The 13,024-nt window shown below is 38.0% G+C and carries 13 protein-coding genes; all 13 read left to right on the forward strand.

Annotation, left to right across the window (positions count from 1 at the left end):
• The first annotated feature begins 16 nt into the window (after positions 1-16).
• The 13 genes from HR057_RS01950 (at position 17) to HR057_RS02010 (ending at position 13,002) form a co-directional block, all read left to right on the forward strand.
• Positions 17-1,258, forward strand: coding sequence for a benzoate/H(+) symporter BenE family transporter (locus tag HR057_RS01950; protein ID WP_329955825.1), 1,242 nt, complete (start codon positions 17-19; stop codon positions 1,256-1,258).
• Complete coding sequence (locus HR057_RS01955) at positions 1,246-2,022, forward strand: enoyl-CoA hydratase-related protein (protein ID WP_173729730.1); 777 nt, start codon at positions 1,246-1,248, stop codon at positions 2,020-2,022. The genes HR057_RS01950 and HR057_RS01955 overlap by 13 nt, the downstream gene beginning before the upstream one ends.
• 20 nt (positions 2,023-2,042) lie before the next feature.
• Positions 2,043-2,813, forward strand: a complete 771-nt coding sequence (locus HR057_RS01960; protein WP_230474323.1) for an enoyl-CoA hydratase/isomerase family protein — start codon at positions 2,043-2,045, stop codon at positions 2,811-2,813.
• 18 nt (positions 2,814-2,831) lie between these two features.
• Positions 2,832-3,806: an MBL fold metallo-hydrolase gene (locus tag HR057_RS01965; protein ID WP_173729732.1), complete on the forward strand. Its 975-nt coding sequence runs from the start codon at positions 2,832-2,834 to the stop codon at positions 3,804-3,806.
• A 22-nt stretch (positions 3,807-3,828) separates the two neighbouring features.
• Positions 3,829-5,046: an ABC transporter substrate-binding protein gene (locus HR057_RS01970; RefSeq protein ID WP_407926107.1), complete on the forward strand. Its 1,218-nt coding sequence runs from the start codon at positions 3,829-3,831 to the stop codon at positions 5,044-5,046.
• A gap of 34 nt (positions 5,047-5,080) precedes the next feature.
• Positions 5,081-5,947: a branched-chain amino acid ABC transporter permease gene (locus tag HR057_RS01975; protein ID WP_173729734.1), complete on the forward strand. Its 867-nt coding sequence runs from the start codon at positions 5,081-5,083 to the stop codon at positions 5,945-5,947.
• Complete coding sequence (locus HR057_RS01980; RefSeq protein WP_329955813.1) at positions 5,947-6,954, forward strand: branched-chain amino acid ABC transporter permease; 1,008 nt, start codon at positions 5,947-5,949, stop codon at positions 6,952-6,954. Before HR057_RS01975 ends, HR057_RS01980 begins: the two co-directional genes overlap by 1 nt.
• Positions 6,955-6,996: 42 nt before the next feature.
• On the forward strand, positions 6,997-7,767 hold the full coding sequence (locus tag HR057_RS01985) for an ABC transporter ATP-binding protein (RefSeq protein WP_173729735.1): 771 nt from the start codon (positions 6,997-6,999) through the stop codon (positions 7,765-7,767).
• Positions 7,760-8,458 (forward strand): ABC transporter ATP-binding protein, encoded by a 699-nt coding sequence (locus tag HR057_RS01990; RefSeq protein WP_173729736.1) that lies wholly within the window; start codon positions 7,760-7,762, stop codon positions 8,456-8,458. The genes HR057_RS01985 and HR057_RS01990 overlap by 8 nt, the downstream gene beginning before the upstream one ends.
• A gap of 179 nt (positions 8,459-8,637) precedes the next feature.
• Positions 8,638-9,492, forward strand: coding sequence for a 3-hydroxyacyl-CoA dehydrogenase NAD-binding domain-containing protein (locus HR057_RS01995; protein WP_173729737.1), 855 nt, complete (start codon positions 8,638-8,640; stop codon positions 9,490-9,492).
• Positions 9,479-10,243 carry a 3-hydroxyacyl-CoA dehydrogenase family protein gene (locus tag HR057_RS02000; RefSeq protein ID WP_173729738.1) on the forward strand — a complete coding sequence of 255 codons (765 nt, stop codon included), beginning with the start codon at positions 9,479-9,481 and terminating at the stop codon, positions 10,241-10,243. Before HR057_RS01995 ends, HR057_RS02000 begins: the two co-directional genes overlap by 14 nt.
• Complete coding sequence (locus tag HR057_RS02005; protein WP_173729739.1) at positions 10,240-11,442, forward strand: thiolase family protein; 1,203 nt, start codon at positions 10,240-10,242, stop codon at positions 11,440-11,442. The genes HR057_RS02000 and HR057_RS02005 overlap by 4 nt, the downstream gene beginning before the upstream one ends.
• 81 nt (positions 11,443-11,523) lie before the next feature.
• Positions 11,524-13,002 carry an aldehyde dehydrogenase family protein gene (locus tag HR057_RS02010; protein ID WP_173729981.1) on the forward strand — a complete coding sequence of 493 codons (1,479 nt, stop codon included), beginning with the start codon at positions 11,524-11,526 and terminating at the stop codon, positions 13,000-13,002.
• Positions 13,003-13,024 lie beyond the last annotated feature (22 nt).

The raw sequence follows: 13,024 nt of genomic DNA on the forward strand, positions 1-13,024 counted from the left end.
TGTTCATATTATAAAGATCTTTTTTAAAGATTGTTCATTTGTAAATATTTCGAACGGGACCGTTGCTTGGCTGTTTGGAATTTCAGGACCGCTCATCATTGTATTATCGTCAGCGGCGAAAGGACAGTTATCTGAGACAGAGCTCACATCATGGGTTTTTTCCATCTATGTTGTCGGAGGACTATTGTCGATCATTTTGTCTATGTATTACAAACAGCCAATCGCAGTTGCTTTTACGATACCAGGTGCTATTATTGTTGGAAGCGCTTTAGTTCATCATTCCTTCCAACATATAATCGGTGCCTATGTCATTACGGGAATGATCATTGTTTTGTTAGGGTTATCTGGGATCATTTCTAAAATAATGACATTCCTTCCAATGCCGATTATGATGGGGATGGTTTCAGGCGTTCTCCTCCCATTTGGAATCCATATAATAGAAGCAATTAAGGAAGATCCGTTCATTCATGGAGCCATTTTTGCAACCTATTTAGTTCTGACTTTTTTTAGCAATAGTTTGAAAAAGTTTCCGCCCATTATTGGAGCGATGTTGGCTGCAGCCATTTTGTACAGTTTGTTTCGGCCCATTACTATAGAAGGGATTACATTTGCCGTTGCAGTTCCTAAGCTGTTTGCTCCTTCCTTCAACTTGGCGACAATCGGGGAAGTGGTTGTTCCGTTATTGCTTACTGTTATTGCGATCCAAAATGCACAAGGGATTGGAGTATTAAAAAGTATGAACTTTAATCCACCTGTAAATGCGATGACAAAGTGGAGCGGCATCGGTTCGATCATCAACAGTTTTTTCGGTGCTCATTCCGCATGCATTGCAGGTCCAATGACCGGTATTCTTGCTAATGTAAAAGCTAAAGAAACAGCTTATACCGGTGCTGTTTGGATGGGAATACTATGGGTGGTATTCGGTTTTTCTGCGCCCTTTGCTGTTTCATTAACAGCCGTATTGCCATCTTCATTCATATTATTGTTGGGCGGACTGGCTTTACTTGGCGTTTTGAAAAATACGTTGGAACAAAGCTTTTCTTCAAATTTCAAAATGGGAGCGTTATTTTCTTTTATGATCACGATTTCTGAAATCGAATTTCTTAATATTGGTGCTCCGTTTTGGGGTCTTGCTTTCGGTACGATCGTTTCTTTCATAATGGAAAAAGAAGATTTCAAACTAATGAACATTAATTTCAGAATATTCAGAAAAGAAAAGGGTTATGAAAAAGAAGGAGAGGTTGGATGGGAAAAGTAATCGTCGAAAAGGACGGCTATTTAACTACTGTCATCCTAAATAGACCGGAACAATTAAACTGTTTTGATTTTGAAACTTTATTGCAGCTCGAAGAAGTACTGGAAGATATAAAGACAGATCTCGAAACACGAGCAGTTATTTTTACTGGCGCAGGAGAAAAAGCATTTAGTGCCGGTGCTGATTTAAAAGAAAGGAAAACATTATCCGAGCGGGAAGTTCGGAGAAATGTTTTTAAAATTCGAGATGTTTTTAATGCAGTTGAAGATTTGCCGCAGCCAACGATTGCTGCCATTAATGGTTTTGCGTTAGGAGGCGGATTTGAACTAGCGCTCGCTTGTGATTTTCGCTATGCAGTACCAGAAGCAGAAATGGGATTAACGGAAGTAAGTTGGGCGATCATTCCAGGAGCAGGCGGGACACAGCGTTTGCCGAGATTAATTGGTCCTACCAAAGCAAAAGAATTGATTTTGACTGCAGAAAGAATTACAGCTGATGAAGCGCTTAAACTTGGAATTTTGAGCGGGGTCGTTGAACGTAAAGAACTGTTGAAAAAAGCAAAGGAATTAGCTGAAAAAATTATGAAAAATGGTCCAATTGCTGTAAGACAAGCTAAATATGCCATTAACAATGGTTTGAAAGGGGATTTTTATACTGGCATTGCGTTGGAATCAAAAGCTTATGAGGTTACCATTCCAACAACTGATCGTCTAGAAGCTTTACTTGCTTTTCAAGAAAAGCGCAAGCCTCTTTTTAAAGGAAAATAGGTTGGAAAGGGAGATGGATGTTGACACGATTTTCTACGATTGAATTTACGATTCAAGACCGGGTGGCACAATTAGTGTTAAACCGACCGCCTGTCAATGTACTAAACATTGAAATGATGGAAGAAATTTGTGCGGGCTTAACGAGCTTATTAAATCAAAGTGATGTCAATGCACTTGTCATTCGGGCTAAAGGTAAAGTTTTTTCGGCTGGTGTTGCAATAGAAGACCATCTAGGTGAAAAAACAGAGCCTATGATTCATTTATTTCATAAAATGTTTCATTTATTGGTCCAAATTCCATGTCCTTCCATTGCAGTCGTCGAAGGTGCAGCATTGGGCGGAGGATGCGAGATTGCAACTTTTTGCGACATGACAATTGCAACGAAAAATGCAAAGTTTGGACAGCCTGAAATCAATTTAGGATTATTTCCTCCAGTTTCTATTGTTTCGTTTCCGTTGTTAACTAGCTTAAACCGAGCAAAAGAGCTGTTATTAACAGGTGAAACAATATCTGCAGAAAAAGCCTATGAGTGGGGGCTTATCAATCGTGTTGTTGACCCAGATGCTGTTGAAAGTGAGCTTGAAAGATTGCTAGAAAATTTAAGGAACAAAAGCGCTGCAGCCTTAAAGTTAACTAGAGTTGCCATTCATAGAGGATTAGCATCAACTTTTGCGGCATCAATTGGAGAGGTGGAGCAGCTTTATCTTCAACAGTTAATGAATACGAATGACGCGCAGGAAGGGTTGCAATCTTTCCTTGATAAAAGGCAGCCAAAATGGGTTCATAGTTGATCAGTTAGGATGGTTTACATGCAGGAACACATTGAAGAAGTTGCAAAAAATATTTATCGGATTCCAATACCTGTTCCATTCCCAATGAAATATGTATATTGTTATTTATTAAAAAACGATGAGGAATGGGTGATGATTGACACAGGTCTTAATTATAAAGCGGCACGGGATGCTTGGCTAGAAACTTTCAACCAATTACAAATTGACCTTATGCAAGTGTCTATGATCTTTGTGACGCATTTTCATCCCGACCATTTTGGTCTTTCCGGCTGGCTTCAGGAGAAAACTGGTGCAAAAGTGTTCATGAGTGAAGTGGAATACAAAATGGCTAGGACGGTGTGGTTTAAAGAAGGAATTCAAGCGGAGGCAATTGCCAATATGATGCGTAGTCATGGAGTTTCTGATGCGCTTGCTTCGAGTATGGCTGATAATATGATACATTTGCGAAAAAATGTCCTTCCGTTGCCAGAGGTTTCTATCCTTCGCTCGAAAAAGCTAACAATAGCCGATAAAGAATGGGAAATTATTGAAGCGTCTGGACATAGTGATGGTCAACTATGTTTTTATGATAAAAAAGATCGAATGATGATTGTTGCGGACCAAGTGTTAAATAAAATTACACCGAATATAAGCAAGTGGCCGAATGCATCAGACAACCCACTTTTTCAATATTTTAATTCATTAAGTATGTTAAAGGGGTATGATGTTAAACGGGCATTGCCTGGTCATGGTGTAATAATTGATAACTTTATAATGCGAATCGATGAAATTTTAAAACATCATGAAAATCGGTTACAAAAAATTAAAAATGTGTTGAAAGGATTCACAACCGCTTATGAAGTTGCTTGCCAAATTTTTAAAACTGAATCATTTACCCCGCATCAATGGCGGTTTGCAATGGCTGAGACACTCGCTCACCTTGAATATCTAGTAAGCACAGGGGAAATTGAAAGACAACAAATCAATGAAAGATTCTATTATTCTATCAATTAAAAAATTAAAGGAGTAGATGTTTGTGAAAGTAAAACAATTATTTTTAACCGCTATCGTCGGGTGTTTATTGTTTATTACGGCATGTTCGAGCACATCTTCGAAAAGTAATAGTTCATCTGAAGGCACTTCAACGCAAGATTCGTCTTCAGACACAATTAAAATTGGCGCCTTGTTGCCAAGTTCAGGTGTTTATGCCTCTTTAGGTGAAAACTTAGGCAAAGGGATGGAACTGTACTTTGACAGTGTAGATTGGAAGATTGGCGATAAAAAAATTGAATTATTAAAGGAAGACACAGAAGCTGATCCTCAAGTAGGTCTTCGGAAAGCAAGGAAGTTTATCGATGAAGATAAAGTTGATATTTTAACCGGCACAATTAGTACGGCAGTTGCTTATGCGATACGCGATGAAGTTGATGCAAAGAAAGTTCCCTTCCTTGTATCCCATGCCGGTGGCAACGATTTAACGAGAAGTATGCGAAGCGATTATATTTGGAGATCATCATTCTCATCTTGGCAAATTGGCCATTCAATGGGGCAATGGGCTTATGACCATGTTGGGAAAAAGGTAGTTATTGTCGCAGCAGATTATGCGTTTGGGCAAGAAGTGTCAGCAGCTTTTAAGGAAGCATTTGTAAACGCTGGCGGTCAAATCGTAGATGAAATTTACCCTCCATTAGGGAACAATGATTATGCTTCTTACTTAACGAAATTGAACAATACGAATGCAGATGCCGTTTACGCATTTTTTGCCGGAAGCGATGCTGTTCGTTTTGTGAAACAATATGAAGAGTTTGGATTAAAAGGAAAACTTCCATTAATCGGTTCCGGTTGGTTAGTTGCAGAAGATACTAGACCTGCACAAGGAATGGCACCTGAAGGAATTAAAGCGTCTATTTTCTGGGATTACAATTTAGATACTCCTGAAAATCAAAAGTTTGTTGCAGATTATGAAGCGAAATATGGTGAGCGTCCAAGTCTTGAATCTTTAGAAGGTTATGATGCAGCAAGAATTATTGTGGAAGCGCTGTCATCGGTTAACGGAGATACATCCGATCCGAAAAAAATTGTTGAGGCGATCGCAAATGTTGAATTTGTAAGCCCTCGAGGTCCTATTAAATTCGACCAAGAAACTCACCATGTTATTCAGAATATGTACATCGTAGAAAACGAGATACGAGATGGTCAAACTGAAAATAAAGTGATCCATACAATTGAACAAGTAAAAGATCCAGGGCAATAATACAATAAAAATTTTTAGGAAGGGGGATTTAAGGTTGGAAGTTTTAGGAGTACAACTAGTGAATGCATTGTCATATGGAATGCTGTTATTTATCATAACAAGCGGCTTATCACTAGTGTTTGGAATTCTGGGAGTTCTTAATTTGGCCCATGGTTCTCTATATATGCTAGGAGCTTATATTGCTTATTCATTAACAATGAAATATGTACCTGTTTTTTGGCTGGCAATACTTATAGCATCAGTCATAGTTGCTTTGCTTGCTTTAGTAGTGGAGGTAGGGCTTCTACGTCCTACCTACCATTTGGGACATTTGTCACAAGTATTGCTTACATTTGGCCTCGCTTATGTGTTTCATGATGTTGCCAAAGTTTTATGGGGGACACAGGTGTTGTCGTTGACATTACCGATTGAACTATCTGGTTCTGTTCAAGTATTTGGGCAAACCTTTCCAATCTATCGGCTTTTAGTCATTGGCATCGGGCTTTTCGTTGGCGCTTTTTTATGGTTTTTACAAGAAAAAACCCGTTTTGGTGCTATTATCCGTGCAGGATTAGTTGATAAAGAGATGGTAAGCGGACTTGGTATCAATATCAAACTAGTGTTTACGAGCGTATTTTTAATCGGCGGTTTATTAGCTGGATTTGGCGGTGGGATTGCCGCACCGATTTTAGGCATATATCCAGGAATGGAATTCCAAACGCTCATCTTAGCATTAGTTGTCTTAGTAATCGGCGGTCTCGGTTCATTTTTAGGAACATTTACTGCAAGTCTCTTAGTTGGTTTACTTGAAACGTTTAGTAAATACTTTTTACCAGAAGTTAGCTTGTTCATTATTTTTGTATTCATGGCTGTTGTTTTAGTAACGAAACCAAACGGGTTATTAGGAAAGAAGGTGGGGTAGTGAAAAGTAAAAATCTACTTTTGCAGATCTGTTTCATTATTTTCTTGTGCTTCGTTCCTTTTCTCTTTTCCAACTTTTATGTAAGCGTAATAACTGAAATTCTCATTCTCGGTATTTTTGCATTAAGCTTAAATATTTTACTCGGCTATACAGGTTTAGTTTCATTAGGACATGCTGCGTTTTTCGGTGTTGGGGCGTATATGGCCGGATTAGCTGCTAAACATATTTCCAATCATTTATTCGTAACGCTTCTTGTTGCACTCGTTGCGTCTGTATTCGTTGCTTTCGTCATCGGTTATTTTTGTACGAGAGTTAGCGGTTTTTATTTTTTAATGCTGACACTTGCATTTTCGCAATTGATTTATTCTGCGTTTCACCAGTGGAGGTTTGCAGGCGCTTCAAACGGTTTGACTGGCATTCCTAAGCCTGCGCTAACACCAACCATTGTTTTTTCCCACTCGATATCGCTATATTTTTTAATTTTGACAATCTTTTTGATTGTCGTCTATTCAGTCAGGATTTTTATTCAGTCACCAACCGGCCATGTTCTAATCGGGATCCGGGAGAACGAAACGCGTATGAAAGCCATGGGCTATAATACAAGATTTTATAGTCTTCTTTCTTTTGTATTGGCAGGTGGTTTGGGAGGTTTGGCTGGCTGTTTGTACAGTTATTTTAATGGATTTGTTTCTCCGAACGAGCTTTATTGGACGATGTCGGGTCAAGTGCTAATTATGGTGCTTGTCGGTGGTGCAGGAACAATTATCGGACCGGTGCTGGGAGCAGCTTTTATTGTGTTTTTGGAAACAATCATAAGTTCTTACACTGAACTTTGGATGCTGATTATCGGTATCGTATTTATACTGTTTGTCGTGTTTGCTCCTAAAGGAATTGTCGGTCTTGCGAATCAATTTCTAGCAAAATTTTTTGCGAAAAAAATAAATGAAGAAAGCATTGATCGAGTGCCTGTCAATATTGAAAATCAAGAAAAAGCTGCGAATCAATGATGCTTCCCTTCGTAACATAATAATCGTGTTGGAGTGGTGACGATGGATGTGTTAAAACCGTTGATAAAAGTTGAAAATGTTGGTAAGCAATTTGGAGGGTTAAAAGTTCTCAATTCTATTTCCTTTGAAGTGAAAAAAGGAGAGCGGATTGGCATTATTGGCCCAAACGGAGCTGGAAAAACTACTCTTTTTAATATGATTGCTGGAGATCTAGAACCTTCCCATGGGGAGATCTATTATAAAGGTCAATTGATAACGAATTTGCCAAATTTTAAAAGGGTTCGTTGTGGAATTGTCCGTACGTTCCAAAAAAATAATTTGTTAACGAATTTAACAGTTCTTGACAATCTTTTATTAGTATTGCAGCAAAAGATGAATGTAGAAAAAATTTGGTTTAAAAGCCGCATATCAAAAAAGTTTTTGCAAGTTTATGAAAAAGCAGATGAACTTTTAAATACTTGGGGATTGTTTGATAGGAAGGATGAAGCGGTCAAAAATTTATCTTATGGAGAGCAAAGGCAGCTGGAGATTATTTTAGGGATTGCCCGTGAACCGGAAGTTCTATTGCTTGACGAACCGACAGCAGGTATGTCCAATGCGGAAACCAAATATATTTTAAGGTTGTTAAATGAACTTTCGAAAGAACTTACAATTTTAATTATTGAACATGATATGGATGTCATTTTTGGTTTAGCTGATAAGATTATTGTTCTTTATAATGGCGAAGTATTAATAGAGGGAGACCGTGAAACCGTGCTCAGAGATGATAGAGTGAGAGAAATTTATTTAGGAGAGGAGGTTCTTCATGCTTAAAGTAGATCACATTCATACGTACTATGGGGATAGTCATGTTTTGCATGGGGTTTCTTTAAAAGTTGAAAAAGGAAAAATGACTGTTTTGCTTGGTAGAAATGGCATGGGAAAAACGACGACCATTCACTCTATTATCGGCTTTAACTCTCCTAAAAAAGGTAAAATTTATTTTAATAATGAAGAAATTCAACACTTGCCAAGCTATCAAATTAGTAAAAAAGGGATCGGGATCGTACCTCAAGGAAGACGTATTTTTTCTAATTTAACTGTAAAAGAAAATTTAACGACAACAGCTCGAACGACCAATGGGAATGAGTGGACTCTTGAAAAAATTTATAAACTATTTCCGCGGCTTGAAGAGCGAAAAAAATCACTAGGAGGAAATTTAAGCGGTGGAGAGCAATCGATGCTCTCCATTGGCCGGGCATTGATGACAAATCCTCGATTATTACTATTAGACGAACCTTCTGAAGGTTTATCGCCTTTAATGGTTAAAGAAGTGATGTCTATCATTAAGAAATTAAAAGAAAATGGATTATCCATGTTAATGGTTGAGCAAAACTTGGCAATGGCTTTAAATGTTGCTGATTATGTGTATGTCTTAAACAAAGGCGAAGTTGTATTTGACGGTACTCCTGAAGAGCTTGAAAGAAATCAAGAAGTAAAAAACAAGTATTTAGCTTTGGGATAACAAGTTAATATTATTTTTTTATAAATTAAGTATAAAAAGTTTTCAAAGTTCATTGACAGAAAATTCATAATGTTATATATTATCTTTGTAAGACGTTAGTTATAAAAACGTAATAAAAAATTAATATTTTTTAAAAGTTTGAGGTGTCAAAGGAAGAATTAATGAGGTGTAATTGTTCTATGAAAATTACGAATGTGGGCATTGTTGGTTCAGGGACGATGGGATCCGGCATTGCTCAACTATTTATTCAATCTGGATTCAACGTTGTTTTATATGACATTGCAGTAGACATTGTTGAAAAGGCAAAAGATCAAGTTATTACGAGAATTAAACGTTTGATTGAAAAAGGAAAGATTGATAAGGAAGAAGCTGAGCAGGTGAAATTGAAATTAGCCACAACGGCACATATTGAAGATTTAAGCTGTTGCCAACTGATTATTGAGGCTGCTCCTGAAAAAATAGAAATTAAGAAAGATTTATTTGAAAAACTTGACTTGCATTGTTCAGAAGAAACGATTTTAGCTTCGAATACTTCTTCTTTTTCAATTACTGAAATTGCAAATTGTTCAAAAAGACCGGAGAGGGTCGCTGGACTGCATTTTTTTAATCCGGCACCAGTAATGCCACTAGTTGAAATTGTTAAAGGAGCACAAACATCCATAGAAACAATTGAATCTTTAAAAAAGATTGCATTGTTGATAGGAAAAACGCCGGTTCAATGTGAAGATACGCCTGGCTTTATAGTTAACCGGGTGGCGCGTCCTTTTTATAATGAGGCAATTAAAATTTTTAAAGAACAAATTGCTTCGATTGAGCAGATTGATCGCATTATGAAATATGCGGGACATTTTAAAATGGGACCTTTTGAACTTCAAGATGCAATCGGCATTGATATTAATTTTGCAACCACTGAATCCGTACATCAAAGTTTCTTTGGAGACGCTCGGTTTCGACCTCATTATTACCAGCAAAGGATGGTTCAATCCGGCCGGGTAGGGAGAAAGGCAGGTGCTGGCTATTATGAATACGAGTAACTTAAGAATGGTTGTTGTCGGCAACAATAAATTGGCCGATACGATCAATATGTTATATTCTAATCTATCACTAGTTGAAATTGAAAAAATAGATGTAGAGGAAATTCATAAACGAAATATATTTGCTAATGTCATTTTTGAAACTGAAAATGTCGATCTTCGAAAAAAGAAAGAAATTTTGCAAAAAATAGAACAATCTACCACAAATGATGCACTGATTTTAACAAGTATTTTAGGAGTGACAGCGACTGAAGCTGCATCTTGGTTGAAAAATAGCTCACGCGTAGTAGGTTTTGCATTTTTTGCAAATATTGTAAAGGGAGATTTAATTGAAATTGCTCCTGCCTTACAAACGAAATCTTTCTATCTTGAACGCGCAAAACAATGTTTCTTAAAAGTAACAGAGAAAATCGAAGTTGTCGAAGATGAAGTTGGACTAGTTTTTCCCCGAATTTTGGCGATGATCATTAATGAAGCCGTATTTGCTCTGATGGAAAAAACAGCGACCATTGAAGATATCGATATTGCAATGAAAAAGGGAACAAATTACCCATATGGACCATTTGAATGGGCAGATGACATAGGTTTGGATGATGTATACGCCGTTTTAGCAGGGCTCAAAAGATCGTTAGGTGAAGAACGTTATCGTCCGGCATCTTTATTAAAAAAGATGGTATTAGCGAAATGGATCGGCAAGGGCAGTGAACGAGGGTTTTATTTCAATAGAGAAAAGAAGGAGATTATGACATGAGGGAAGCTGTAATTGTTGATGCTGTCCGTACACCGATTGGCAAATTTAATGGAAGCTTTACGAATGTAAGAGCAGATGATTTAGGGGCACATGTAATTCGTGAACTGTTGAAGCGAAATAAGGTTGCTCCTGCTGAAATTGAAGATGTAATTTTCGGCTGTGCCAACCAAGCTGGAGAAGATAACCGGAATGTGGCAAGGATGAGCTTGCTTTTAGCAGGACTACCGCAAACTGTTCCAGGAGTTACGGTCAACCGATTGTGTGGATCGGGACTTGAAGCAATTAATGAAGCAGCTATTCGAATAAAAGCTGGTTTAGGTGATATTTACATCGCAGGCGGAACTGAAAATATGACAAGAGCACCGCTTGTTATGATGAAAACCCACCTTTCTAATGAACGGGGGCATCAAACGTTATATGATACGATGCTAGGCTGGCGTTTAGTCAATCCGGAAATGGAGAAATTATATCCGCCCATCAGCTTAGGAGAAACAGCAGAAAACGTTGCTGAAGAGTATAGGATTACGAGAGAAGAACAAGATGAATTTGCTTTTAATAGCCATATGAAAGCTTCATCCGCCATATCACAAGGCAAATTTAATGCTGAAATTGTTGCTTATCGCATACCGCAAAAGAAAAACGATCCTATAATTTTTCATACAGATGAACATGTCCGTCCAGACACAACGATCGAAGCTTTAAGCCAGTTAAAACCTGCTTTCAAGAGGAATGGCACAGTTACTGCAGGAAATTCTTCTGGCATCAATGATGGAGCTAGTGCTGTGTTAATTATGGAAAAGAAAACAGCTGAAAGGCTCGGTTTTAAACCACTAGCCAAATATGTTACTTCAGCTGTTCATGGTGTAGACCCTTCTTACATGGGAATTGGTCCGATTCCGGCGACAAGAAAAGCTTTATCTCGAGCCAATTTAAGTGTAGATCAAATTGATCTTATTGAAATTAATGAGGCATTTGCCTCTCAAGTCCTTGCTTGTGTAAAAGAATTGAAATTTAATATGGAAAAGGTAAATGTGAATGGCGGTGCCATAGCTTTAGGACATCCATTAGGGTGCAGCGGTGCGAGGATCGTAACGACGCTGGTCCATGAAATGCAGCGCCGTGATTGCCGCTATACGTTAGCAACGATGTGTATCGGCGTCGGACAAGGAATTACTACTATTTTTGAAAAAATAGAATAGTAGATAAAACCTATCATTTTTTATAAAAAATTTACAGAATTTTTATATTATTATGTATAAATAATTTGGTTAGGAGGAAAAATTTTGAAGAAACATTATCAATTGTTTATTAATGGAGAATATGTAGATAGCACAAATGGTGAATATTTTGAAGCTTATAATCCTGCAACGGGAGAATTGCTTGCAACGGTTGCTAAAGCGACGAAAGAAGATGTAGATCGTGCTGTTGAGGCTGCTAGGAAAGCATTTGAAACTGGTAAATGGGCCAATTATACCGCAGCTCGGCGTGGAAGAATATTAAATAAAATTGCAGATATTATGAGAGAACGCTTTGATGACTTGGTGAAAGCTGAAGTTCTAAATAGCGGCAAGACGGTTGGTGCAGCAAAAGGACAAATTACTCAAGCGATTGAAGACTTTGAATTTTTCGCTGGAGTAGCTTTAACAGCAGGTGGTCGAACAAATCAAGTTCCGAATGGATTTTTCAATTATACATTAAAAGATCCTGTAGGAGTGTGTGGACAAATTATTCCTTGGAATTATCCGCTTATGATGGCTGCTTGGAAAATTGCTCCTGCTTTAGCAGCTGGATGTACTGTCGTGTTAAAGCCTGCCAGCTATACACCGATCACCGCTTACATGTTAGCAGAGATTTGCCATGAAGCCGGTGTCCCTGAAGGAGTAGTTAACGTCATTACTGGAAGCGGCTCTGAAATTGGACCCTACATTTCTGAGCATCCTGGCATTGATAAAATAGCCTTTACAGGTGAAACGGAAACTGGAAAGGATATTATGGCGCGTGCTTCAAATACATTGAAAAGAGTTACATTGGAGCTTGGAGGCAAGTCCCCAAATATCGTATTTGATGATTGTGATATAGATGCAGCTGTTGATGGATCGTTATTTGGGATTTTTTATAACACAGGCCAATCTTGTGAAGCGCGGTCTCGATTATTTGTCCATGAAAAGATTTACGATGAGTTTATGGAGAAATTTATTAGCAAAGCGAAAAAGATTAAAGTGGGAGATCCATTTGATAAAACCGTCCATATGGGTGCTGTCATTTCAGCTAGCCACGAAAAAGTCATTGATAGTTATGTAAAGTTGGCTGTTGAAGAGGGAGGCCAAATCTTGTATGGAGGTAAGCGCCCAGAAGGACCTGAGTTTGAAAAAGGCCATTGGTACATGCCGACGATCATTGGCAATGTTACAAATGATATGAGAATTGCTCAAGAAGAAGTTTTTGGACCTGTTGTTGTAGTAATGAAATTTAATGATGAGAAGGAAGTCATTAAACTTGCAAATGATACAATTTTTGGACTTGGCTCAGCTGTTTGGACAAAGGATAATGGCCGTGCCCATCGAATTGCCAAGGCAATACGAGCAGGCATAGTCATGGTAAACTGTCCGATTTCAGCTTTTCCAGGTACTCCTTTTGGTGGTTATAAACAATCTGGTTTTGGCCGTGAATTGGCTATTGAAACATTGGATTTATATACAGAAACGAAAAGCGTTGTAACTTACACAGGAGAAAAACCATTGAATTTATTAGGAGTTTAGTTTTTGCAATAATGTCGATTTA

Origin of the sequence: Calidifontibacillus erzurumensis (assembly GCF_013303125.1) — a bacterium.
Classification (GTDB): Bacteria; Bacillota; Bacilli; order Bacillales; family Bacillaceae_J; genus Calidifontibacillus; species Calidifontibacillus erzurumensis.